We start from the raw sequence: 23,085 nt of genomic DNA, 5'->3' as shown, positions 1-23,085 counted from the left end.
GGGAAGGAGAATTGGACAAACCATGGTTGGCAGAATATCCAGTTTCCTTAGAACTTGCAAAGAATTTGATAAAGCATCAGTTTCCCGATGTGGGCTTGGAAAAGGTGAGGCAAATCGGGGAAGGGTTTGACAATACGGTCATTCAGTTGAATGAGGAGTATGTATTCAGATTTCCCCGAAGACCCATTGCTGTTACCTTAATTCAAGTGGAAAACAAGCTTTTGCCTTCATTGGCCGGAAATCTTCCGCTAGCCATTCCTGAACCGGTCTTTTTTGGAGAGCCGAGCAGTAGTTATCCATATCCCTTTACTGGCTACAAAATGGTGAAGGGACACTTACCTGTGAAGGAAACCATGGAAAGTAAGATTTCCTCGGCAATAAAGTTTGCCCACTTCCTGAAAGTGCTTCACGGGTTTCCTGTGCCAACGGCGAAACAATTGGGTGTACAGCCTGATGGAATGCGGAGGCTTGATGTTTCTTTCCGGCAGGACAGCCTTGATGAGCAACTCTTAGCATTAGTGGCACTAGGCTATTCTGAACAGGCCCATGCCGTTTCGATGTATTTGAAAGACCTGGATGTATCGTATGAAGGGACATGCGATACCCTTGTCCATGGTGATATTCATGTCCGGAACGTCTTGCTCGATGCCCAGGGTGTACTAATGGGCATCATTGACTGGGGGGACGTTCATATCGGGCATCCAGCTATCGATTTTTCTTTTTTATACAGCTACTTTCCAAAAGAGGCGAGACGGTCCTTTTTTGAAATCTATGGTGAAATTGAAACCGAAGTCAAAAACCTGGCAAGATTTAGGGCGATTTACATGCTCGTCAGGCTGCTTGTGTATGGAATCGATCGAGGTGACGAAGAACTGATCTCCCTCACGCGCACAGGTTTGTCGTTGGCTATGGAAGATTGATTCTACTGATTTTTACTGATCTAGGAGGTTCGCATGAACGGAAACTATTTACATACAATTACATGGATAGGGGAATTGCTTGAGGATGAAAACATTCCCTATCAATTTACGGGACCCTCCGCTTTATTTATACAAGGGGTTGAAATAAAGGATACTATAAATGTCTCGGTCGACGTGCAGTGGGATGTTTTTGATGAAACATTTTCCCTTTTCATAGATCATGCTCCTTCACAGCCCGAAAAGAATCCTGAAACAGCCTTTTTCCAGGTTGAAAAGGATGGAATACTGATTACGGTCCGCTGTTTATTCAATAGGACAATTAAAACGGATCCTTACCGACTACTCATACCAGTAGGGGAAACCGAGCTTTGGTGCCAATCCCTATACAGCTACCTTTACAATGCTGAAATGCAGAGTAATCGTGATGAAATCCATGCGTATCTATTATCGGCACAAAAGGGCTTTACAGCTGAAAATGAACAGGCCTGGAATCAAAATAATTATCTAGCCCTTGTGAACCGTTACGGTAAACCGGATGAATTGGCAGGGAAGATCAAGCACAACCCGCGATGGAGATTGCATCCATTTTATAAATATATGGGAGACATAGTGGGTCGGAAAGTCACACATTTAATGGGATCGAATGGGGTCAAGGCAGTCGCCATGGCGATGTTGGGAGCTGACGTTAAGGTCGTGGATTTCTCTCGGGAAAATGCTACTTTCGCGAACGAACTGGCTGAATCATCCGACGTCAGCATTGAATATATTGTCTCGGATGTGCTGTCCTTGCCGCCCGAACATGCATTAGGAGACCAGGACTTGGTCTTGATGGAACTGGGTGTCCTTCACTATCTCATAGATCTGCAGCCATTATTCGAAACGGTAAAAAGGATGTTGAAGCCGGGGGGACGATTCGTGCTGCATGAGTTCCATCCAATTTCGACGAAACTCATAACCTCTTCTGGTAAAAAACATAAGGTGACAGGCAATTATTTTGCTCCTGCCATTGAAAATAACGAGGTGGCTTTTTCCAAACATATGCCTGAAGAAGATAAACAAAGCCTTTCGAAAGTGGTCCAACGCAAATGGACCATGGGTGAACTCATAACGGCAGTCGGAGAATCCGGTTTGATCATCAAAGTCCTTGAAGAAGAACCAAACCACAAAATCCATGACATTGGGATACCTAAAACGTATACGTTAGTAGCTGAACGTAGTGGGGACATGCATTAATCATTGAGCATGACCAGTCCCGTTCAATAAAATAAAGAGGGTGCCCGCAATGTATGCGGCACCCTCTTTGACCGTTCATTTAGTTGTTGTTCGACCATTCTTCGACGTCCCATACTTTCGTGACCCAATCTTCGTAGAAATCGGGTTCATGGCAGACAATCAGAACCGTTCCTTTATATTCTTTCAATGCACGTTTCAATTCTTCCTTGGCCACCACGTCTAAATGGTTTGTTGGTTCATCGAACAGAAGCCAGTTGCTTTCTGTAAGCATCAACTTACATAAGCGGACCTTGGACTGTTCCCCACCACTTAAATGGGCCATCGGGCGAGTGATATGTTCATTTTTTAAGCCAACCCGCGCGAGGATAGCACGTACTTGAGGTTGATCGAGATGAGGGAATGCGTTCCACACTTCATCGATCGGTGTCGTGTTGCCTGCTTGTACCTCTTGTTCAAAATAAGAAGGGAAGAGGAAATCACCAAGTGATCTTTTCCCGCTTAGTGGCTCGATTTTACCAAGAATCGTTTTTAACAGTGTGGATTTCCCCACTCCGTTACATCCCACAATGGCAATTTTCTCCCCACGCTCTATGTTCATTGAAAGTTTTGGAAGTAATGGACGGTCATAGCCGATTTCAATATCTTCCCCTTCAAATACATATCGGCTGCTCGCACGTGACTCTTTGAAATCGAAAGTCGGTTTCATCGCCGTTTCCGGACGGTCGATACGTTCTATGCGATTCAATTGTTTCTCCCGACTTTTTGCCCGGCCAGAAGTTGAATAACGGGCTTTGTTTTTTGCGATGAAGTCTTCCTGCTTTTTAATGAAGTCCCGCTGTTTTTCGTATGCATTAATATGTTGGTTCTTATTCAGTTCAGCAAGTTCAAGGAATTTTTCGTATGTCGCCGTATAACGGGTCAATTTCGAGAATTCTAGATGGAAGATGACATCAACTACGCCGTTCATGAACTCGGTATCATGTGAAATCAATAGGAATGCGTTAGGATATTCCTTTAAGTAGCTGCTCAACCAACGGATATGCTCTACATCCAAGTAGTTTGTCGGCTCATCCAACAGTAGTACTTGGGGTTGTTCCAATAGCAGTTTCGCCAGCAATACTTTTGTCCGCTGTCCGCCACTCAGAGCAGAAACGTCACGCTCAAGGCCTATCGCATCCAAGCCCAACCCGCGTGCCGCATCTTCGATTTTCATATCTAAATTATAAAAATCCCCAGCTTCGAGTTTATCTTGGATTTCCCCCATTTGTTCCAAAAGTTCTTCAAGTTCCTCTGGTGTCGCTGAACCCATTTTCTCGGTCACTTCATTCAAAGCTTTTTCCTGCTCGAATAAAGGTAAGTAGGCATCTCTTAACACATCGCGTATCGTTTTGCCTTTAGTCAGGACGGTGTGCTGGTCAAGGTAGCCATATTCAACGCCAGGTGTCCAATCAACTCGGCCTTCATCGTGAATCAGTTGCCCGGTAATAATGTTCATCATTGTTGATTTACCTACGCCGTTAGCGCCGACGAGGCCTACATGTTCCCCAGCCATCAAACGGAACGTAACATCTCTGAATAATGTCCGATCACCAAAGCTGTGTGCCAAATTATCTATAGAAAGTAAGCTCATTTATGTTGAACCTCCCAATTATTTTGAAAAAATCTCTACGTTTCATCATACTAAAATCTGTACTAGATTGCTATCTAATCTAGTAATTTACATATTGCGCATGAATTAGGTGGGGTCCACCGATAAATGGTTCACCAACTAGACGGTCTGCCTAAGTCACTTCGACATTAGTTGTTAGTCCCTAGTCCTTTATCGCCCTGACTAAAAATATATGAGATAATGAGAGAATCAGTTTAAAAGGGAAAGGATGTATTTGATGAGTAAAACAGTCGTACTGGCCGAGAAACCATCGGTCGGAAGAGATATAGCAAAAGTGCTGAATTGCGAAAAAAAAGGCAACGGTTATTTGGAAGGAAGTCAGTATATCGTCACCTGGGCGCTTGGTCATTTAGTTACCCATGCAGATCCGGAAACGTATGACGAAAAATACAAAACATGGCGGCTCGAAGACCTCCCTATGTTGCCTCCATCCTTGAAATTGGTCGTAATCAAGCAATCCGGAAAGCAGTTTCAAGCGGTAAAAACGCAATTGAACCGCAGTGATGTCAAGGACGTCATCATCGCAACCGATGCAGGACGGGAAGGGGAGCTCGTTGCACGTTGGATTCTGGAAAAAGCGAATGTTAAAAAACCAATCAAGCGGCTCTGGATATCATCGGTAACTGATAAGGCGATTAAGGATGGATTTAACAAGCTGAAGGATGGGAAAGAGTACGAGAATCTATTTGCCTCTGCAGTTGCTCGGGCCGAGGCGGATTGGTTTGTCGGTATGAATGCTACAAGGGCACTGACAACGAAGCATAATGCCCAGTTATCGTGCGGAAGGGTTCAAACGCCTACACTAGCGATGATAGCTGCCAAGGAAAAGGAAATCAAACAATTTCAGCCAAGGAAATTTTATGGCGTTACGGCAACGGCAGAATCTCAACTACGCCTTGTCTGGCAAGACGCCCATTCGAAAGATATACGCACATTCGAAAAGGCAAAGGCAGACAAAGTCCTTGCTGATGTGAAAAACAAAAAGGCTGAAGTGGTGGAAGTGAAAAAAGCCCATAAGAAGAATTTTGCGCCCCAGTTATATGACCTAACTGAGCTACAAAGGGATGCCAATAAGAAATTCGGTTATTCGGCGAAAGAGACACTTTCCATCATGCAACGTTTATATGAAGGACATAAAGTCCTGACCTATCCAAGAACGGACTCGCGTTTCTTAACCTCGGATTTGGTCGAGACGCTGAAAGAAAGATTACAGGCAGTCAGCATCAAGCCATATGCCCAATATGCATCGAGAATCTTGCGTAGCCCAATCAAGGCCAATAAATCATTCGTGGATGACAGCAAGGTGAGTGATCATCATGCCATCATACCTACTGAGCAAACGCCTCTACCGGGTAAATTGAGTGACAAGGAATCGAAAATTTACGACCTTGTCGTCAAACGGTTCCTTGCGGTTCTGATGCCACCATTTGAATATGAGCAAACGACCGTTACCGCAAAAGTGGGCAGTGAAACATTCGTCGCTAAAGGAAAAGTCATCTTGAAATCAGGTTGGAAGGAAGTCTATGATCATCAGTTCGAGGAAGAAGAGGCAAGTGATGGCCTTACAGAGCAATTGCTTCCGACACTCGAGAATGGTGACATCTTAGACATCACGGCAGTGAAACAAACAGAGGGAGAAACAAGACCACCGGAGCCATTCAATGAGGGCACCTTGTTATCTGCAATGGAAAATCCCGCTCGTTTCATGGCTGGGGAAAGCAAGGAACTCATTAAGACGTTGGGGGAAACCGGGGGAATCGGCACCGTTGCGACCCGGGCCGATGTTATTGAAAAATTGTTCAATAGTTTCCTGATTGAAAAACGTGGAAAAGGTCTTCATGTTACCTCAAAAGGTAAACAGCTCCTCGAGTTGGCTCCCGAAGATCTACGTTCGCCAGCGTTGACCGCACAATGGGAACAGAAGCTAACAGCCATTGCTAACGGAACGCTTGATAAGCGTACATTCATTGGGGATATGCGCACCTATGCGAAAAATATCGTTCACGAAATCAAGACGAGTGATCAAAAATTCAAGCATGATAACATTTCCGGTACAAAATGCCCGGATTGCGGCAAGTTGATGCTTGAAGTAAACAGTAAAAAAGGGAAAATGCTCGTTTGCCAAGACCGAGAATGCGGGCATAAAAAAGGTGTTTCACGTGTAACAAATGCAAGATGCCCACAATGCCATAAGAAAATGGAAATGAGAGGGCAAGGAGAAGCACAGACGTTCACATGTAAATGTGGCTTTCATGAAAAGCTTTCTTCATATAACAAACGAAAAGGTCAAAACAAGAATAAGAAAGTGTCTAAAAATGAAGTCTCGAATTATATGAAAAAGCAAAACAAAGAGGAGCCAATCAATACAGCATTAGCGGATGCATTGGCGAAACTGAAATTCGATAAATAATAGGAAAAGTCCAGTATCGGAATGATGCTTCAAGAGAAACCAGGGAGAGTATGGCTAATTTTGATGCTGGACTTGTTTCGATGCAGCTTATGCTAATAGCGAAATCTAAGGGATACGACACACTTACAATGGGTGGGTATAATAAACAACAATTCATTGAAAGATTCGATGTGCCTGAACGTTATGTTCCGATTGTCTTAATTGCAAAAGGGAAGGCAGCTTCACCTTCTTTCCAAACTACAAGATTGTCGTTAGATGAAGTAGCGAAGTTCATCTGAATATGAAAAAAGGATGGAGCAGATTTGCTCCATCCTTTTTCTATCATTCATCAATATCAATTAGATTTTATTCAGTACGGTACCTTGTAAATCAAATTCAGGTGTTTTATCGGTCGTCTGTTTGACCGTTTCTAATGGTGTGAGCGCACTGAAGGGCAACTGATCACCTGGACTGAAAATTGCTTCATCATTCTCTGGATTCCATTGGCTGTGAATACTCATGTTGGTATCCTCCTTTGGTGAGAAGATTTGTCATTTTCCTTCATAGTTTTCATCGAATGCTTTACTAGTTTCTAACACTGATCACCTGGACTGAAAATTGCTTCGTCATTCTCTGGATTCCATTGGCTGTAAATACTCATGTTGGTATCCTCCTTTGGATGAGAAGATTTGTATTTTCCTCGTGGTTTTCATGAAAGCTTCACTAGCTTCTAACGCTGATCACCGGGACTAAACACCGCTGCGTCATTCTCTTTGTTCCATTGGCTTCTGATAGTACTCATCTTGCACATCATCTCCTTTGGTGAGAATGTCTTACACTATTTATCTACCCGATTGGGACAAGATTAAACAATTTTTTCAAAAAAAGTAAAAAAATATACGAGTAATTATTATTTAGAGTCTTGTATTATTTCGCCTTCGAGAAAAATAACCTTTTTACGATATTTTTATCAATGGTGGAAATAATATTGTAGAAAAGGGGGAATTGATTTGGGGTTATCGAAATAATCATTAGATCATCATTGTCCTTTGTTATTCTTTTGACTCTAACAAGGGTGATGGAAAGAAAAGAAATCTCAGAGATGACATTCTTCAACTTTGCTTCTGCCATTTCCATCGGTTCAATAGCGGGAAATCTTTCTTTCAACCATCGTTTAAGCATTCAAAATGGTATAGTCGCCTTAATGATATGGAGTTTACTTACGATCTTATCTGGACGAATTGTCATTAAGTCTAAAAAAGCACGAAGAGTAATTGATGGGGAACCCCTTATCATTATCAAAAACGGTAAAATGATGGAAAAACCACTTCGCAAGGTTAACTTGGATGCAGATACGTTAATGGCATTGCTTAGGCAAAAAAGTATATTCTCAATCACTGAAGTGGAGTATGCCATTTTTGAAATTACGGGTAAGCTTTCCGTTATGAAGAAAGAACATAAACAGCCTATCGTAAGAGGCGACATGAATATTGGAAATCTTCAAAAGAACCCTTCGCCCATCATAACAGGCGTTATTTCGGATGGGGTAGTCAACATGGATAACCTGGATCAGTTAAACCTTGATATGGAGTGGTTGAATGGTCAATTAGCTAAAGCTGGTATTACATCAATCTCTGATGTCTTTTATGCTGAAGTTCAATCAGACCGAACACTTTATATGGACATAAAGGAAGGCAGTCTTCATTAAATGGTATGAATAATTGGACAGGCTGGATGCCATATCCCTCTTTTAATAAACAACTTACATCAATATTTCTACTTTTATCATTGTTCCAATAAAAAAAACAGCCAAAACCTCCATATTACAAGGTTTTGGCTGTTTTCCATTTAGCGTCCCAGATAGGAATCGAACCTACGACCTACAGCTTAGGAGGCTGTCGCTCTATCCTACTGAGCTACTGGGACATATAAAGGTAACGACGACTTTCTTATTATATTTGTTATTAGTAAACATTTCAAGGTTATAGCCTCTTGTTGCGAAAATATTCATGGGAAATTATCTATATTGACTGCCTTGTAGTGTCTGAATGGCAGTGTGAAGAAGGCGATAAATACCTTTCGCGCCATGCTTTTTCGTTCGACAGAGAAAGGCTAACTACGGTGGAGTCCATCAGTTACCCCACTAGTTTTTTGATAAAACCAACTGGATAAAAGTTTTTGTTGACGATGATAATCATTATCACTTATACTGATAAACATAAATATTCTATCTTGAAGTAATAAATAAAAGTGATTATATCCCGTTAAATCAACATTTGACAATATTTACAATCGAAAAAATATTATATCAATATAAGAAAGATGGTTGATTATGAAACCTATAGCCTATATAAGTACTGATATTCAATTCACAAGACTTAAAGACATCGATCATGAAAATGGTTTGGTTTCTTTGCAATTGTATGATATTCCATTTGCTGATTTCTCGGCATATGCTGGGGTCATCGTGACTAATTTCGTGGAAGAGGCCTTTTTACTTGAACATAAAGAAATCATCGAAAATTATTTGAATGATGGCGGCGTCATTCTTTCCCAAACCGAAAATTTCCTACCTTGGTTACCTGGTTGCGGAAATTGGATGCGTTCTCCGATTTCTTTGAAGGACCGTGAAATCCGATTGACTGAGCCTGTACATCCTATGTTCGCAGGAATTGACCCTTATGATTTGAATTATAAAAAAGGGGTTCGTGGCTTTTTCTCAAGAGGATATCTTGAGGCCCCAGAACATTCGGAAGTAATCGTTGAAGACCAAGAAGGAAAAGCAATCATTTACATTGACCGAAAAACGACCGGTGGCACGATTGTCGCGGGTGCAGGAACGGATCTGTACCGCTTTGGAATCCAAGAAAATAGTTCGCGTGTGCTACGTCAACAAATTTTGGACTGGATACGCGAAGAGTATGAAGCAAACAAGGGGGAAACAAAGCAATGAAAGTGGCAATCTTAGATAACGGTTATAGTTTCCATCATCGTTTCTTTCAAATGGATGAGTTTGCTTATATGTATGATGATGTGCTTCAACTTCGTCAGCTCCATACATATGATTTAAGTCAATATGACACGCTAATTGTTAATGATCGGATGTCCCTAATGCTTTTAAAACGGTACCAATCGCTTTTCGTGAAGTTCCTTCAAGAGGGAAAACGTCTAGTCGTTTTCGGTGAAGTGCTGGATAATTGGCTTCCTGGTATAGACTGGGAGGAATCTGAAGTGAATTTCAGTTGGTGGGTGAAGGAGCATGGAGATTTACCTTTAATGGCTGAAAATACAGATCATCCTTTATATCAGCATGTATCCCTATCAGATATGAAGTGGCATTACCACGGGACGTTCAAAGTTCCGGAAGGGGCAAAATCACTTGTGAATACTCCCGACGGTCGCTCGATCATCTACACCGATGATGTGTCTTATAAAGGCGAATTGATCATTACCACACTTGATCCAATATTCCACATTGGACTTGGATTCATCGACCAATCTAAACCATTCTTACATGGGATGGCTAAGTGGCTTAGAGAAGGATAAGGAGGAAGTTTTATGAAGAAGAAATGGACAATGTTAGCGGCAACCACTGCGATGGCCGCTTTGATTACGGGCTGTGGAAACTCTGGGGATGATTCGAAAGGCAATACTTCAGAAAAACAGACGACTGCAGAGGAAAAAGTGATTCAAGATCAACTTGGCCGTGATGTAACGGTACCAGGTAAAGTGGAACGTATTGCGGTCGGTGGCATTCTTCCGTACTTCTCGACTTGGTATGTAGCGACGAATTCGACGAAGGAAGTTGTCGGCTTGCATCCTAATGCGTATAATGCCGCGGAAAACTCGATTCTTTCTGAAATATCACCCGATATTTTAAAGGCAGATACATCATTCATTAAAAATGGCGAAGTGAACGTGGAAGAATTGATGAAAGTCAATCCGCAACTTTACTTTGAAAAAGCACAGGACCAAAAGTCCATAAACAAATTAGAAGATGCAGGTGTTTCGGTTGTGGCACTCAACCCTATGGATGCAGCAGCTGCGGAGCCATTGGCTACCTTCAACAGTTGGTTGGAACTGACTGGGGAAATTACGGGCACTACCGAAAGAACGGACAAGTTCTTGGAAAAAGGCCAAGCCGTTCAAGCCGAATTGGATAAGAAATTAGAGGGCATTAAGGATAAAGAAAAGCCTAGAGCATTGATCCTCTATCAGCACAGTGATAAAAGCATCATGGTCGGTGGGAAGAACTTCTTTAGTAACCAATGGTTAAATGCTACAGGGGCCTATGATATAGCAGCAGAAGAAGTTACAGGAACAAAAGAAGTCAATATGGAACAAATCTACAAATGGAACCCGGATATCATCTACATTACAAACTTTTCGACAACTCAGCCTGAAGACCTAACGAACAATACAGTGAAGGGACAAGATTGGAGTCAGGTCAGTGCTGTACAAGAAGGAAATGTATATAAAATTCCGCTGGGCATCTATAGATGGTTCCCACCAAGCGGTGATGCACCTCTTATGTTAAAATGGATGGCTCAGAAAAATCATCCCGAGCTATTTGATTATGATATGAAGGATGAAATCACGGATTACTACTCAGAGTTCTATGATTATGATGTAACGGAAGAACAAGTAGAGAACATTCTTCACCCATCTTCCGAAGCCGCAAAACAGTAAAGTAGGGAATGAAAATGAAAAAATGGAAAACGGTCCTCTTCTGGATATTGCCCATTGCGATGGTTCTCCTATCATTGAGCATCGGACGCTTTGGAATGGACTTAGGGACTCAAATTAAAATATTGCTTTCAACCGTGTTTCCAATCGAGCCAACATGGACACAGATGGAAGAAACAGTGGTCCTTCAAATACGTCTGCCACGAATTTTACTGGCCTTGTTAATCGGTGCGGGCCTATCGATTGCAGGCGCCTCTTTCCAAGGGATGTTCGGCAACCCCTTGGTCAGTCCCGATATCCTAGGAGTGTCTGCAGGTGCTGGGTTCGGTGCTTCCCTTGGGATTTTATTATTGGGACATGGTTTTGCATCTCAAGTCTTGGCACTTGGCTGTGGTTTAGCCGCCATCGTTTTCACGTTCATAATCAGCGGCAAAAAAGATTCACCGGTCTTCATGCTTGTTTTGGCTGGGGTTGTCACCTCCGCCCTTTTCCAAGCGTTGATCTCGTTAATTAAGTTTGTCGCCGACCCTGAGGAAAAGCTGCCAGCCATCACATACTGGTTAATGGGAAGCCTTGGAACGGCCACATACAAGGATTTATATGTGGGTGGACCAATCATCCTTGTCGGCATCTTGATTTTGTATTCACTACGCTGGAGAATCAATTTACTGACCTTACCTGAGGATGAAGCAAAATCGCTAGGTATCCCGGTCACTAGATTGAAGTGGACGGTCATTCTTGGTGCGACGTTAATTACGGCTTCTTCTGTAGCGATAGCCGGTATCATTGGCTGGGTTGGATTGATTATCCCTCATGTGGCAAGAATGCTTGTTGGGAACAACAATCAACTTGTCCTGCCGGTATCCCTATCGGTTGGTGGCGCCTATTTACTCCTGATCGATAACCTGGCTCGTTCTGTAACGGCTACGGAAATTCCGCTATCGATATTGACAGCCATTATCGGCGCACCATTCTTTGCGATTCTACTTAGAAAGACAGGAGGTGGGTGGTCATGAAAATCGAGGTGCAGGGAGGGAATTTTTTCTATGCTAAAAAAAGAGAGAAAGCTCCTTTTCTTTACCAGACCGACATTGACTTTTCGTTGAATGACGGAGAGATCATGGCGATCCTTGGCCCGAACGGTGCCGGTAAAACCACGATGCTGAAGTGTATCACCGGCCTTCTTGATTGGAAAAAGGGTCAAACGCTCATCGACGGAAAGCCGCTTACTGCGCTATCACGCAAAACGATCTGGAAACGAATCGGTTATGTTCCTCAGGCACATAAAATGGTTTTCGGATTTACTTTGGAAGAGCTTGTCATTATGGGAAGGGCGCCTTATATCAGTACGCTGTCCCAGCCTTCTGCAAAGGATCGGGAGGCTGCCATCGCTGCTCTTGAAATGGTTGGCATTGCTCACCTTGCCAAAAAGTCCTGTAATTCCGTCAGTGGTGGGGAATTGCAGCTGGCCTTGATTGCCCGGACGCTTGTATCGGACCCGGATGTATTGATTCTTGATGAGCCAGAATCGCATCTTGATATTCAAAAGCAAATCGTGATTTTACAGACACTAAAGCGGTTATCGAAAGAGAAGAACATTTCTTGTATCATAAACACGCATTATCCGAACCACGCATTCTACTTGGCTGACCATGTTTTAATGACTGCCAAGGAAAAGCGTGTGGTGTATGGCGAAGTCCGCGAAGTGATGACGGAAGCCCGGATGAAAGAGTACTTCGGCATCGAAATGAAGAAAATCATTTATGAGGAAGAGGATGACTTTTTGATTGAAACGATGGTGCCGAAAGATCTAGGTCTTTTACGTGATCAAAGTACATGCCGTTTTAATAGTGACATCTAAAGCTATAGAAGGCAGCCATGTGATGGTTGCCTTTTTGTGTTCCAAATCTTAATTTAAAGTAATCTGAAATATCATATAATACGATTTCCTAAATGGTGTATAATGAAAGGCAGTGAAATTATATACATATGAACAATTTGGTGTCTGTAAGGACTTGAAAGGGAAGTTGGTGAAATGCCAACGCGGTCGCGCCACTGTAAATGGGAGTTAACGGATGTATACCACTGTATGAATAATATGGGAAGGTGCCGTTAGCAATGACCATGAGCCAGGAGACCTGCCAAAATTGTACACCGGTAACCACGCGGATGGGGAGGTGTGTGGCAGAGCTATGTCCCTTTTTTGTTCCGTTGCCATACAAGCATCCTCCGTTTTGATGGGGGATGCTTTTTTGTATGTCTTTTGATATTCGCAACACATGTGTGAAGGTCCAGAAATGAACTCAAAAATGATGGAGGTTTTAAGATGAGGAAGATATATAGTTTCATGCTTGTGATGGGATTGATGGTTGGTATATTGGTTGGCTGTAGCGATGCCTCCCAGGATGGAACAGGAGAAAACCAGTCGACAAAACAAGCTGTTAACCAGGGCTTCCCGCTTTCGTTACAAGATGCAGTGGGTAACAAAGTCACCATCGAGCAGAAACCAGAAAAAATTGTTTCATTAATCCCAAGTAATACAGAAGCGGTCTTTGCGCTAGGTTCGGGTGAGAAAGTGATTGGAGTGTCTGAAAATGACAATTACCCGGAAGAAACGAAAGATATTCAGAAGATAGGTGGAATGGAAATAGATACAGAGATGATTTTAGCCTTGCAGCCTGATATCGTTCTTGCTCATGAGAGTGCCCATAATTCCAAAGAAGGAATCCAACAGCTTAAGGATGCGGGTATTCCAGTTATAATCGTCAATGATGCTAAAAGCTTTAAAGAAGTGTATACGTCTATCGAGATGATTGGAACGGCAATAGGGGAACTGGATAAGGCAAAGGAAATCGTCAAGACGATGCAGAACAAGCTGGAAAAGATCAAAGAAAAGGCTAAGGCAATCAAGAGTGAGGATAGAAAAAGTGTTTTTGTAGAGGTTTCACCGTCACCTGAAATCTATACAACGGGAAAAAATACTTTCATGGATGAAATGCTGGACATCATTTCAGCGGATAATGTCGCAGGTGAATTGGATGGCTGGGTAAAACTCGATGAAGAGTCGATGATAGCGGCCAACCCGGATGTCATCATTACAACCTATGGTTATTACACAGGAGATCCAGTCAAAGAGGTAACGGGAAGAAATGGATGGGCCGACATTCAGGCAGTTAAGAATGGTGAGGTTTTCGATGTCCATTCAGATATTGTCACTCGTTCCGGTCCTAGGCTTATAGAGGGAGTAGAGGAACTTGCCAAATCAGTCTATCCGAACGTATTTAAAAACTAAACGGGCATTGGCCTATGTATTTGCCCTATCATTTTTGGTTATTTCGATATTGATCGGTGTTTCCTTAGGATCGGTTTCCGTTCCGATACCAGTGCTTTTGCAAATCATTGGCAAGGAAGTCCTTCATTTGCCCCTGGCCATGGAACCGGATGGGACACTGACGAATATCGTGATGAACATCCGCCTGCCGAGGGTCGTGCTTGCAAGTTTGGTTGGGGCATCCCTTGCAATAGCAGGGGCAGCATTTCAGGGATTGCTCAGGAATCCCCTAGCTGACCCCTATACCCTGGGAATATCCTCAGGGGCTTCGCTTGGTGCAGTATTAACGTTGTTTTTGAATTTGTCACTGCCGTTTTTGGGCCTATATACACTGCCTACATTAAGCGTTCTTTTTTCATTGTTGACGATTTTTTGCGTATTGACCTTTGCAAGAAAAATGGATCGTTCCATGAAGGTAGAAACGATTATTTTAACCGGCATCATTTTCAGCTCGTTTTTAAGTGCTTTCATCTCATTGATGATTGCATTGACGGGTGAGGAGTTAAGGCAAATCATCAGCTGGCTGATGGGAAGTGTCTCGATGCGTGGTTGGAGTCATGTCACGATCATTTTGCCATTTTTCCTCGTTGGTTCTCTCGTATTGATGATGAACACCCACGAATTGAATGCCATGACATTTGGGGAAGACCGTGCGAGGCACCTAGGCGTGAATGTTCAGCGGAGGAAGATGCTGATTCTGATCGCCGGCTCGATACTGACAGGGGCTGCCGTTGCCGTATCAGGGACGATTGGCTTTGTAGGGCTGGTCATCCCCCATTTGGTCCGCAGGATTTGGGGGCCAGACCATACGCATCTGTTGCCATTATCATTGATTGTGGGAAGCGGATTTTTAATATTGGCTGATCTGGTGGCACGAACGATCATCGCACCGACAGAATTGCCGATAGGTGTTATTACTTCGCTTATCGGTGCGCCGGCATTCGCATTTATTTTATTAAAGAGACGGAGAGAAGGGTAGAAGTGTATGCTTGAAGTTAAAGGGTTAACAGGAGGATATGATAATAAAACGGTTTTGGACTCCGTCTCGTTTGATGTGAAAAAAGGAGAATTATTCGGTATTCTTGGTCCGAATGGAAGTGGGAAAACGACGCTATTGGGGATGCTTAGCGGTATCCTGCCGTATCAGGCGGGAACCATCGATATTAAGGGGAAAGACCTACAGGGATATTCGTCCAAACAACTGGCACAGGTCATCGCCGTTTTGCCGCAGCATTCCTCATTGGCTTTTTCCTATACAGTAAAAGAGACCGTTGCCCTTGGGCGATATGCCCATCAAACAGGGTGGTTTCATAGTTGGACGTCTGAAGACGAAGAAATCGTTCAACGCGTGATGATGCAAACGGGAGTGGCAGTCTTTCAGGAAATGCATTTTGAACGTTTGTCAGGCGGGGAAAGACAACGTGTTTTGTTGGCACAAGCTCTTGCACAAGAACCGGAAATCCTTTTTCTCGACGAACCGACGAACCACCTGGATCTGTCTTATCAAAAAGAACTTCTTGATTTGATGAGGAAAATGGCTAAGGAACAACAATTGACGGTCATTTCAATTTTTCACGACTTGAACTTGGCTGGCTTATATTGCGATCGCCTGATGTTGCTTGAAAAAGGGCGAGTCCAAGTGATTGACGTGCCGAATGAAGTGCTTCAGCAGGAGCGGATTCAGGAGGTATATAGGACAAAAATCGAAAAACATCCTCATCCTGCCTTACCTAAGCCGCAAATGTTCATTGTACCCGAGAAGCATACAGGAGAGCTGGACCCTTTGGAGATCAATGAAAGTTATCTGAACCAGGCTCCGGAGTTCCTTCATTTAAGTTCACCCATTCCGCTTAGAACCATGTCATCCGGCGTAACTGGTTCGGGAACGGGGTGGCATCAGCACTTTGTTAATCGACATGTCCACTACGATTACAATTGTGATGACCATATTGCTGAAATGGCTGACTATTTGAAGACATACGGATTTGAACCGCAGGAAACCGTCGGAATGATGACGGCCGTGTTTTTGGATACAGTGTCATATCGACTTCTAAGAGATGAGGGTTTTTCGATATTCATCATGGTAACAGCGGGGGTAGGGAATGCCATCGATGCCTCTTTGGCAGACAGGCATTCATGGACTTCATCGCCGGGTACGATCAATACCTGGGTTTTCGTGAATGGCCATTTGGCGGAAGAAGCGTTCATTCACTGTATAGTGACAGCTACCGAGGCGAAGGTTAAAGCGCTTCATGACCTACATGTCTTAGATCAGGTGACAAACACATGGGCGACTGGAACATCGACGGATAGCATCTTGATTGCAGCCACACAAAGAGGAACCACCCTCCGATATGCGGGTACCATCACGCCCCTCGGGAAGTTAATTAGCCGTGGCGTTTATGACTGTACGGTGGAAGCGATTGAAAATAGTAGGAAACGGATTGAAAGCTTATGATTTTTTACCATCTTTATGCAATCACATTGGCATTTATCCTAGATTTGGTCATTGGCGACCCTCCTGATTGGCCACACCCGGTTAAATGGATAGGATCGCTTATCAATAAACTTGATGAAGCTCTCAACAAAGGGGCAAGAAAGAAGCGGAATGGACTGTTCATGCTACTGCTCGTCTTGCTGCTCGTGTTGGCAGCCACAGGCATCACCGTCTATTTAGCGTATAGAATCCATCCTGCTGCCGGTATCATCTGGGAAGCGCTACTCATTTCCACCACGATCGCTCAAAAGAGTTTAAGACGGGCGGGAATGGATGTTTATCGACCATTGAATACACGGGATATGGCCAAGGCGAGGCGGAAGCTTTCTTATATTGTGGGCCGTGATACGGCAGATCTAGAAGAACCGGAAATTGTTCGGGGTACCGTTGAAACGGTAGCGGAAAACACGAGTGACGGTATTACGGCTCCCCTGTTTTGGGCTGCCATCGGAGGAGCGCCACTTGCCATGATGTATAGGGCAATCAATACATGCGACTCCATAGTTGGATACCAAAATGATAAATATGCTGACTTCGGATGGGCTTCTGCCAAGCTTGACGATCTAGTGAACTGGATTCCGAGCCGTTTAACCGGTTTTTTGATGCTGATTGGATCAAAGTCAGTCCATAACGGCTGGAAGGGGCGGTGGGCTATATTATTCAAGGATGCCCATAAGCACCCAAGTCCGAACAGTGGGTGGTGCGAAGCGGGTGTTGCAGCCATCCTGGGCGTTCAACTGGGCGGAAGGAATATGTACAAAGGTGTGGTGTCCAATCGAGCTAGAATGGGCCTTCCAATTGTTCCGCTAGAAGCGATTCATATAAAAAAAACGATTACCATCATGCATCGGACTTCTTTTTTATTCCTGTTGATGCTTTGGTTAGGAGGACTTTTATTTGCAATTACCAACTCATGGCTCTAATCCGCATTATCTTTACAAAGCACTGGGAATCGAAATGCCACAATCGTATGCGGACTTCAGTGCCAATATCAACCCATTGGGTCCACCCTCTAGTATAAAACAGAGATGGTCGGGTTTTTTTGAGGGTATCCTCGACTACCCAGATCCACATGCCGTAGAGCTGACACATATGATAGCAAAAAAAGAAGCACTTCCTGAAGATTCTGTACTTGTTGGAAACGGAGGAGCGGAAATCATAACGCTTGTGGCGAAAGAACTGGCGAATAAACGAGTGTTAATCATACAACCAGCCTTTGCCGAATATGCCGAATCTTGTTTGGCAGCAGGTTGCGAGGTCGACTTTTTTCAACTGGAAGCGCCCAGGTGGGAACTGGACTTGGATCGATTACGTCCGCTTTTGCCAAAGTATGCTGCCATCTTTTTATGTACGCCCAATAATCCGACTGGCATTTCTTATAAGGAGGAGACAGTACGGGAACTAATCGAAGCATGCCAAAAAGCCCAATGCATGATGGTGCTGGATGAGGCCTTTTATGATTTTACGGATAATGCCTTTTCCTATGCACCTCTTATTAAAGAGTTTCCTCATTTGCTCATTTTACGATCAATGACGAAAATTTTCGCGATACCTGGATTAAGGCTGGGTTACCTATTGGCTGACCCGACCATTATTACACGGGCCAAGACCTTCAAACCACATTGGAGCGTCAACCATATCGCCCTGGAGGTAGGCAAACTCTGTTTGGCAGAAGAAGCATATATGAGTAGAACAAGAGCATATATTCAAAGGCAAAAAAGGGATTTATTCCGTTTTTATAAGGAACTGGATATCGAGGTCTCTGAAAGTACGGTGAATTTTTACTTAGTGAGGGACGAGTCTCTTTCCCTGTTTCCCTTTTTACTGAAAAGGGGCATCGTGCCGCGCCATACTTATAATTTTCCTGGTTTGGATGGCAGGTGGCTCCGGTTTGCAGTGAAAAGTGAGCAGGATAATAAGGCATTGATGGAGGCGGTAAAACAGTGGAAAACTCTAGGCTCTATTTTATAACGGGGGGCGTTCGAAGTGGTAAAAGCAGCTTTGCAGAAAAAAAGGCGGTGGAGCTTGCCATTCAATCGGGCGGCAACCTACATTATCTTGCTTGTGGCCGGAGTTCTGATGCCGAAATGGAAGAGCGGATTAATAGGCACCGTCAGGACAGGCATAGAAGTCCGCTTGCATGGAGGACATCGGAATATCCGACGGATGTTAGCCGAATAGGGAAGGACCTGGATGCAAAATCAATCGTCTTGCTTGATTGCCTGACGACGTTGCTCGATAATGAATTATTTCTGCCTAATGTGCCCCTTACAGAGGATTTTCTACATAAAGTATTCACCAAAATAATCAAGGGCATCGGTGAAATCAGGAAGGAAGCTCAAAGCCTGATTATCGTAAGCAATGAAGTGTTACAGGAGCCCATTTTTCAAGATGAATTTCTACATACATACGGAAAAGTGCTCGGATTGCTTCATCAAGCGATCGTTGAAAGGGCAGATGAGGCCTATCTTGTCGAATCAGGTGTCCCTCTAAGGATGAAAGCGGGTATCCCTGAATGAATAGCTGGATTGGATTCTTAATTAACTTGCAATTTTTTACGGTGTTTCCCATAAAGAAACAACTTCCAATGGATAAGAAGTATATTCACCGGGCGATCCAAACGTTTCCTTTGGTCGGATTGTTTCTAGGTCTGATATTAGGGGGAGTGCTATACGGGCTTGTGGAATGGACACCATTTTCCCCCCTAGCCATTGCGTTTGTGATATGGGTATTAACGATTGCCCTAACAGGTGGGTTGCACCTTGATGGTTGGATTGATGCAAGTGACGCCTTCTTTTCGTACCAAGATAAAGAACGACGACTGGAGATCATGAAGGACTCCAGGACCGGTGCATTTGGTGTCATTTCTGTCATTGTGCTGTTAGCTGCCCGCTTTATATGGATGTATGAAATCATCGAACGGATCAATGAATGGACTTATTTTTTGATTATCATGGTTCCCTTTCTAAGTAAATGCGTGATGGGCTATTTACTTAGCCGGATGCAGTTGGCTAAAAAAGAGGGACTGGGCGCCTTTTTCCAAAGTGCAGTCAGGAAAAACAGCTTGCACATATATTGGATTTACCTGCTTTTAAGTTTTGCGATAGCTTATTTAATCGATATCAACCTCATGGCTTTATTCGCGATCATGGGGATCGCCGCACTACTCTTTCTCCTTTATATAAAACGGAAAATCATTCGTTGGTTCGGTGGAATAACGGGTGATGTGCTGGGCGCGTCAGTTGAAGGAGTGGAGGTGTGGTTATGGCTGATTCTGTGGCTATTACACTACTTCGCCATGGGTTGACGGAAGCCAATGAGCGAAAAGCCTATTTAGGGTGGACGGATTCTCCCTTAAGCATAAAAGGAAAAAGGGATATCGAAGAATGGAAGCGATACTATCCAAGATATGAAAGGATTCATTCAAGCGACTTACTTAGGTGCATGGAAACATCAAGGCATCTGTTCCCGGAGGTTGATCCAGTGGGATGGCCTGCTTTCCGTGAAATGAATTTCGGCAGGTGGGAAGGCCGAACTTATGAAGAACTGAAGACGAATGCTGATTATCAAAAATGGCTGGAGGATCCCATGGTGGCAGCTGTTCCTAAAGGGGAGAGTTATCCTGAGTTTTCCAGGCGGGTTCATAATGGCTGGGCCCGGTTGATCGCGGATGAGGATAGCTCCACGTATGCGGTGATGACTCATGGAGGTGTGATACGTGAGCTTCTTGCCCGTTATGCACCGGTGGAAAAGCCCTTTTGGGATTGGTCGATACCCCATGCGAAGGGGTATGAGCTGATTTGGGAAAACAAGGAAAGGTTGAGGAGGGGTGAACGTTGCACTTTGTTACAGGCGGTGCCTATAATGGGAAAACTAAATGGGTCAAGCAATTTTACGGGTTGAATACTGAGGGTCTATGGCTATCAGGCTATCAAAACGACCAACCGGATTTCAGAGATTTTCAAAAGGATATCGTCGTGCTACAGGGAATCGATGCGTGGATTGGGCAGGATGTGAATATCATGGATGTGGAGTCAATCCGGAAGAAGTGGAAGGAAATCCTGGACGGCTGGCGAATATGGGAGAAAGAAGAAAGTGGTCGCACATGTGTTGTCATCGGTTCGGATCTATCAAAAGGCATCGTTCCAATCGAAAAAAAGAACCGTCAATGGCGTGATGCATGCGGATGGATCTTTCAAGATGTGGCCTCCATTTCTACACGCGTGGATATCATTTGGTATGGAATCAATCAACGAATTAAATAGAGGAGGAATAGAGATGAAAATATATACACGTACAGGTGATAAAGGGCAAACAAGCGTAATCGGGGGCCGTTTGGATAAGGATGATATCCGTGTTGAATCTTACGGGACTGTGGATGAAGTGAATAGCTATATTGGGCTTGCCGTAACTGAATTGGATTCGGCGGTTTTTGAAGATATACTAGTAGATTTGGAAAAGATCCAACATGAGCTATTTGACTGCGGTGGTGATTTGGCGACCGTTTCTGATAAAGCCCCTCAAAAGTTGACGGATGAGGCGATTACATACTTAGAAGAACGAATCGATGCCTTCATCGTCGAAGCCCCTGAATTGGAAAAGTTCATATTGCCAGGTGGTACAAAAGCGGCTGCAACAATCCATATAGCACGTACCGTTACAAGAAGGGCTGAACGATTGGTGGTTTCCTTGATCAAATCGGGTGCAGCGGTGTCTCCTCTTTCCCTGCAATATTTAAATCGGTTATCGGATTATTTCTTTGCGGTCGCACGAGTGATCAACTTCCGCCTTGGTGTGAAGGATGTCGAATATGCCCGTAGTGCTAACGTATTCCGCGGAGGAAAAAGAAAGGAAAAGGAATAAACATGAACGCAAGAAAAATCACCATGAGTTCCATGTTCATCGCCTTATCGTTGGTCGGGGCGATGATCAAGATTCCTTCCCCAATTGGAAGTATAGCTTTCGATAGCTTTCCGGCACTATTGGCGGCTGTTGCATTAGGCCCGATTACGGGAGGAATCGTGGCTGGTTTAGGCCATATCTTATCTGCCTTGATTGGCGGCACGCCACTTGGTCCGTTTCATTTCTTAATCATGTTGGAAATGGCAGTCCTTGCTTGGATGTTTGGTGTCCTATATGACCACGATAAGAAAATAAGCGCTTTTTCCTTTTTCTTTTTAGGTAATGCCTTCATCGTAGGATTACCTTTCGTATTCTTGGTTAGCACTGAGTTTTACATGATGTTGGTACCTTCTTTAACGGCGGCTACGGCATTGAATGTATTCTTGAGCATTCTTTTGATTCCTCGTCTCGTGCCAGTCTTGAAAAAGGTGTTCATACGAGAAGGAATACTTGAATGATGGATTCACTGATCTTACCGTTCAATGATTCCCAGTCCTTGGTTATCTCAACAGATAATAGTGGTGGAATCGGGCTGAAGGAAAAAGATCTTGTTCATGTCCCATATGAGGTGGTCGGCTATTACTCTTTTCGGGTAGCGGTCATGGAATGTTTGGCCTCCGGTGGGAGCCCAATCGCAGTCGTCCTTCAAAACTTCTGTGGCGATGAGGCCTGGGGAAGTTTGACGAAGGGTGTAAGGAAGGGAATGGATGAAATAGGGTTAGACCTGTCCATTACTGGCAGTACAGAGAGTAACATGCCCCTCCAACAATCCGCATTAGGGTTGATGGTCATTGGAAAACGGGAAAAAGAATGGGGTTCGAAGCAAACTTCCAATCGGAAAATGGCCATTGTCGGCAGGCCGTTGGTTGGCGACGAGGTTATGGAACAACAGCAGTGGGTTGCACCTTTATCCCTCTTTAAATGGTGCTCCGAACTTGAAGGGGTCCGCCTTCTTCCTGTAGGTTCGAAAGGCATTGCCTATGAATGGGAGCAGCTGGATCCTCAAGGTGGGGGAATACCCGAACGGATAAAGGGTCGTGTAGATATCGAGAAGTCATCGGGTCCATCTACCAGTTTTTTGATCACCTATCCTGAAAGCCTAGAAGCGGACATTTTCCAACGTTGCGGTCCGCTTATTCTCGTGTGATGGTACATATATATATAAAGGGAGAGACCTGATAAGCGCCGAGTAGGGTCCCTCCCTTTTCGTCTAGTGAGTGCCCTTGATAATTCTTTGATTCATCTTATGAGTTGGAGTAATTAGGGAAACACTCATAATATATTACGGAACTGTTGTTAAAGATCCGTTCATATGGCTAAGCTACTGGAATGGTTGAGTGATTCTAATTCTAGTTCCATTTTACATCCCTGCACCCTATGACTCTATTGGGGACCTGATTTTACGAAACCTGCTTATTTTTTACCGGTACAGGCTTTGTTTCTTCCTTTACATGGGTC

24 protein-coding genes, 1 tRNA gene and 1 riboswitch are annotated in these 23,085 nt (G+C 43.9%); of the genes, 22 read left to right on the top strand and 3 right to left on the bottom strand.

All coding sequences use genetic code 11. The features are described 5' to 3' along the window. The first annotated feature begins 11 nt into the window (after positions 1 to 11). Together ACQKIC_RS03620 and ACQKIC_RS03615 are read left to right on the top strand one after the other, a co-directional pair. Positions 12 to 920: a phosphotransferase gene (locus ACQKIC_RS03620; RefSeq protein ID WP_427591681.1), complete on the top strand. Its 909-nt coding sequence runs from the start codon at positions 12 to 14 to the stop codon at positions 918 to 920. A gap of 33 nt (positions 921 to 953) precedes the next feature. Then, the gene (locus ACQKIC_RS03615; RefSeq protein WP_402955012.1) at positions 954 to 2,153 is read left to right on the top strand and encodes a class I SAM-dependent methyltransferase; all 1,200 of its coding nucleotides are present in this window, start codon (positions 954 to 956) and stop codon (positions 2,151 to 2,153) included. 79 nt (positions 2,154 to 2,232) lie between these two features. Here ACQKIC_RS03615 and abc-f read toward each other — a convergent pair whose 3' ends face one another. Further along, positions 2,233 to 3,783, bottom strand: coding sequence for a ribosomal protection-like ABC-F family protein (abc-f, locus tag ACQKIC_RS03610; protein WP_402870105.1), 1,551 nt, complete (start codon positions 3,781 to 3,783; stop codon positions 2,233 to 2,235). 256 nt (positions 3,784 to 4,039) lie between these two features. Here abc-f and ACQKIC_RS03605 point away from each other — a divergent pair, with 256 nt between their 5' ends. Together ACQKIC_RS03605 and ACQKIC_RS03600 are read left to right on the top strand one after the other, a co-directional pair. Beyond that, entirely contained in the window at positions 4,040 to 6,232 is a 2,193-nt protein-coding gene (locus ACQKIC_RS03605; protein ID WP_402955009.1) for a DNA topoisomerase III, read from the top strand. Next, complete coding sequence (locus tag ACQKIC_RS03600; RefSeq protein WP_402955136.1) at positions 6,229 to 6,510, top strand: nitroreductase family protein; 282 nt, start codon at positions 6,229 to 6,231, stop codon at positions 6,508 to 6,510. The genes ACQKIC_RS03605 and ACQKIC_RS03600 overlap by 4 nt, the downstream gene beginning before the upstream one ends. Positions 6,511 to 6,570: 60 nt before the next feature. Here ACQKIC_RS03600 and ACQKIC_RS03595 read toward each other — a convergent pair whose 3' ends face one another. Next, positions 6,571 to 6,732: a hypothetical protein gene (locus tag ACQKIC_RS03595; protein ID WP_402870111.1), complete on the bottom strand. Its 162-nt coding sequence runs from the start codon at positions 6,730 to 6,732 to the stop codon at positions 6,571 to 6,573. A 497-nt stretch (positions 6,733 to 7,229) separates the two neighbouring features. Here ACQKIC_RS03595 and ACQKIC_RS03590 point away from each other — a divergent pair, with 497 nt between their 5' ends. Further along, positions 7,230 to 7,919: a YetF domain-containing protein gene (locus tag ACQKIC_RS03590; protein WP_402955132.1), complete on the top strand. Its 690-nt coding sequence runs from the start codon at positions 7,230 to 7,232 to the stop codon at positions 7,917 to 7,919. Between the two features lie 144 nt (positions 7,920 to 8,063). On the opposite strand, the gene ACQKIC_RS03585 is transcribed toward ACQKIC_RS03590, so the two are convergent. Next, positions 8,064 to 8,137: transfer RNA gene (locus ACQKIC_RS03585), tRNA-Arg, on the bottom strand. 406 nt (positions 8,138 to 8,543) lie between these two features. Here ACQKIC_RS03585 and ACQKIC_RS03580 point away from each other — a divergent pair. The 17 genes from ACQKIC_RS03580 (at position 8,544) to ACQKIC_RS03500 (ending at position 22,774) form a co-directional block, all read left to right on the top strand. Further along, complete coding sequence (locus tag ACQKIC_RS03580; protein ID WP_402870117.1) at positions 8,544 to 9,164, top strand: hypothetical protein; 621 nt, start codon at positions 8,544 to 8,546, stop codon at positions 9,162 to 9,164. Then, the gene (locus tag ACQKIC_RS03575; protein WP_402870120.1) at positions 9,161 to 9,757 is read left to right on the top strand and encodes a hypothetical protein; all 597 of its coding nucleotides are present in this window, start codon (positions 9,161 to 9,163) and stop codon (positions 9,755 to 9,757) included. The genes ACQKIC_RS03580 and ACQKIC_RS03575 overlap by 4 nt, the downstream gene beginning before the upstream one ends. A 12-nt stretch (positions 9,758 to 9,769) precedes the next feature. After that, a complete protein-coding gene (locus ACQKIC_RS03570; RefSeq protein WP_427591682.1) occupies positions 9,770 to 10,900 on the top strand; it encodes an ABC transporter substrate-binding protein in 1,131 nt (376 codons plus the stop codon). A 14-nt stretch (positions 10,901 to 10,914) separates the two neighbouring features. Beyond that, positions 10,915 to 11,913 carry a FecCD family ABC transporter permease gene (locus ACQKIC_RS03565; RefSeq protein WP_402990572.1) on the top strand — a complete coding sequence of 333 codons (999 nt, stop codon included), beginning with the start codon at positions 10,915 to 10,917 and terminating at the stop codon, positions 11,911 to 11,913. Continuing rightward, on the top strand, positions 11,910 to 12,758 hold the full coding sequence (locus tag ACQKIC_RS03560; RefSeq protein WP_402955000.1) for an ABC transporter ATP-binding protein: 849 nt from the start codon (positions 11,910 to 11,912) through the stop codon (positions 12,756 to 12,758). The genes ACQKIC_RS03565 and ACQKIC_RS03560 overlap by 4 nt, the downstream gene beginning before the upstream one ends. A gap of 121 nt (positions 12,759 to 12,879) precedes the next feature. Next, a riboswitch (cobalamin riboswitch) is annotated at positions 12,880 to 13,057 on the top strand. Between the two features lie 166 nt (positions 13,058 to 13,223). After that, positions 13,224 to 14,189 (top strand): helical backbone metal receptor, encoded by a 966-nt coding sequence (locus tag ACQKIC_RS03555; RefSeq protein ID WP_427591683.1) that lies wholly within the window; start codon positions 13,224 to 13,226, stop codon positions 14,187 to 14,189. Beyond that, positions 14,152 to 15,207: a FecCD family ABC transporter permease gene (locus ACQKIC_RS03550; RefSeq protein WP_427591684.1), complete on the top strand. Its 1,056-nt coding sequence runs from the start codon at positions 14,152 to 14,154 to the stop codon at positions 15,205 to 15,207. Before ACQKIC_RS03555 ends, ACQKIC_RS03550 begins: the two co-directional genes overlap by 38 nt. Before the next feature lie 6 nt (positions 15,208 to 15,213). Next, entirely contained in the window at positions 15,214 to 16,686 is a 1,473-nt protein-coding gene (locus tag ACQKIC_RS03545) for a heme ABC transporter ATP-binding protein (protein ID WP_427591685.1), read from the top strand. Continuing rightward, the gene (gene cbiB, locus ACQKIC_RS03540) at positions 16,683 to 17,648 is read left to right on the top strand and encodes an adenosylcobinamide-phosphate synthase CbiB (RefSeq protein WP_427591686.1); all 966 of its coding nucleotides are present in this window, start codon (positions 16,683 to 16,685) and stop codon (positions 17,646 to 17,648) included. Before ACQKIC_RS03545 ends, cbiB begins: the two co-directional genes overlap by 4 nt. Beyond that, on the top strand, positions 17,623 to 18,696 hold the full coding sequence (cobD, locus tag ACQKIC_RS03535; RefSeq protein WP_427591687.1) for a threonine-phosphate decarboxylase CobD: 1,074 nt from the start codon (positions 17,623 to 17,625) through the stop codon (positions 18,694 to 18,696). The genes cbiB and cobD overlap by 26 nt, the downstream gene beginning before the upstream one ends. Beyond that, a complete protein-coding gene (locus ACQKIC_RS03530) occupies positions 18,669 to 19,244 on the top strand; it encodes a bifunctional adenosylcobinamide kinase/adenosylcobinamide-phosphate guanylyltransferase (RefSeq protein WP_402954981.1) in 576 nt (191 codons plus the stop codon). Before cobD ends, ACQKIC_RS03530 begins: the two co-directional genes overlap by 28 nt. Next, the gene (gene cobS / locus ACQKIC_RS03525) at positions 19,241 to 20,032 is read left to right on the top strand and encodes an adenosylcobinamide-GDP ribazoletransferase (RefSeq protein WP_427591688.1); all 792 of its coding nucleotides are present in this window, start codon (positions 19,241 to 19,243) and stop codon (positions 20,030 to 20,032) included. Before ACQKIC_RS03530 ends, cobS begins: the two co-directional genes overlap by 4 nt. After that, the gene (locus ACQKIC_RS03520; RefSeq protein ID WP_402954978.1) at positions 19,990 to 20,628 is read left to right on the top strand and encodes a histidine phosphatase family protein; all 639 of its coding nucleotides are present in this window, start codon (positions 19,990 to 19,992) and stop codon (positions 20,626 to 20,628) included. The genes cobS and ACQKIC_RS03520 overlap by 43 nt, the downstream gene beginning before the upstream one ends. Next, positions 20,562 to 20,990 carry a bifunctional adenosylcobinamide kinase/adenosylcobinamide-phosphate guanylyltransferase gene (locus ACQKIC_RS03515; protein WP_402954975.1) on the top strand — a complete coding sequence of 143 codons (429 nt, stop codon included), beginning with the start codon at positions 20,562 to 20,564 and terminating at the stop codon, positions 20,988 to 20,990. Before ACQKIC_RS03520 ends, ACQKIC_RS03515 begins: the two co-directional genes overlap by 67 nt. A gap of 13 nt (positions 20,991 to 21,003) precedes the next feature. After that, positions 21,004 to 21,588: a cob(I)yrinic acid a,c-diamide adenosyltransferase gene (locus ACQKIC_RS03510; protein WP_402954972.1), complete on the top strand. Its 585-nt coding sequence runs from the start codon at positions 21,004 to 21,006 to the stop codon at positions 21,586 to 21,588. 2 nt (positions 21,589 to 21,590) lie between these two features. Beyond that, positions 21,591 to 22,085 carry an ECF transporter S component gene (locus tag ACQKIC_RS03505; protein WP_427591689.1) on the top strand — a complete coding sequence of 165 codons (495 nt, stop codon included), beginning with the start codon at positions 21,591 to 21,593 and terminating at the stop codon, positions 22,083 to 22,085. After that, positions 22,082 to 22,774 (top strand): AIR synthase related protein, encoded by a 693-nt coding sequence (locus tag ACQKIC_RS03500; protein ID WP_427591690.1) that lies wholly within the window; start codon positions 22,082 to 22,084, stop codon positions 22,772 to 22,774. Before ACQKIC_RS03505 ends, ACQKIC_RS03500 begins: the two co-directional genes overlap by 4 nt. Positions 22,775 to 23,085 lie beyond the last annotated feature (311 nt).

The sequence above is a fragment of the Peribacillus sp. NPDC046944 genome (assembly GCF_050272735.1).
Classification (GTDB): domain Bacteria; phylum Bacillota; class Bacilli; order Bacillales; family DSM-1321; genus Peribacillus.
Note: the sequence above shows the minus strand (reverse complement) of the source record. Positions and strands in the feature narration are given on the sequence as shown.

What these genes read in the sequence shown, in the direction of transcription:
- ACQKIC_RS03500 (WP_427591690.1), top strand. Translation starts at nt 22,082, where the DNA reads ATGATGGATTCACTGATCTTACCGTTCAATGATTCCCAGTCCTTGGTT.
- cobS (WP_427591688.1), top strand. Translation starts at nt 19,241, where the DNA reads ATGAATAGCTGGATTGGATTCTTAATTAACTTGCAATTTTTTACGGTG.
- cbiB (WP_427591686.1), top strand. Translation starts at nt 16,683, where the DNA reads ATGATTTTTTACCATCTTTATGCAATCACATTGGCATTTATCCTAGAT.
- ACQKIC_RS03520 (WP_402954978.1), top strand. Translation starts at nt 19,990, where the DNA reads ATGGCTGATTCTGTGGCTATTACACTACTTCGCCATGGGTTGACGGAA.
- ACQKIC_RS03575 (WP_402870120.1), top strand. Translation starts at nt 9,161, where the DNA reads ATGAAAGTGGCAATCTTAGATAACGGTTATAGTTTCCATCATCGTTTC.
- ACQKIC_RS03605 (WP_402955009.1), top strand. Translation starts at nt 4,040, where the DNA reads ATGAGTAAAACAGTCGTACTGGCCGAGAAACCATCGGTCGGAAGAGAT.
- ACQKIC_RS03505 (WP_427591689.1), top strand. Translation starts at nt 21,591, where the DNA reads ATGAACGCAAGAAAAATCACCATGAGTTCCATGTTCATCGCCTTATCG.
- ACQKIC_RS03595 (WP_402870111.1), bottom strand. Translation starts at nt 6,732, where the DNA reads ATGAGTATTCACAGCCAATGGAATCCAGAGAATGATGAAGCAATTTTC.
- ACQKIC_RS03510 (WP_402954972.1), top strand. Translation starts at nt 21,004, where the DNA reads ATGAAAATATATACACGTACAGGTGATAAAGGGCAAACAAGCGTAATC.
- abc-f (WP_402870105.1), bottom strand. Translation starts at nt 3,783, where the DNA reads ATGAGCTTACTTTCTATAGATAATTTGGCACACAGCTTTGGTGATCGG.
- ACQKIC_RS03565 (WP_402990572.1), top strand. Translation starts at nt 10,915, where the DNA reads ATGAAAAAATGGAAAACGGTCCTCTTCTGGATATTGCCCATTGCGATG.
- ACQKIC_RS03555 (WP_427591683.1), top strand. Translation starts at nt 13,224, where the DNA reads ATGAGGAAGATATATAGTTTCATGCTTGTGATGGGATTGATGGTTGGT.
- ACQKIC_RS03615 (WP_402955012.1), top strand. Translation starts at nt 954, where the DNA reads ATGAACGGAAACTATTTACATACAATTACATGGATAGGGGAATTGCTT.
- ACQKIC_RS03560 (WP_402955000.1), top strand. Translation starts at nt 11,910, where the DNA reads ATGAAAATCGAGGTGCAGGGAGGGAATTTTTTCTATGCTAAAAAAAGA.
- ACQKIC_RS03580 (WP_402870117.1), top strand. Translation starts at nt 8,544, where the DNA reads ATGAAACCTATAGCCTATATAAGTACTGATATTCAATTCACAAGACTT.
- ACQKIC_RS03570 (WP_427591682.1), top strand. Translation starts at nt 9,770, where the DNA reads ATGAAGAAGAAATGGACAATGTTAGCGGCAACCACTGCGATGGCCGCT.
- ACQKIC_RS03545 (WP_427591685.1), top strand. Translation starts at nt 15,214, where the DNA reads ATGCTTGAAGTTAAAGGGTTAACAGGAGGATATGATAATAAAACGGTT.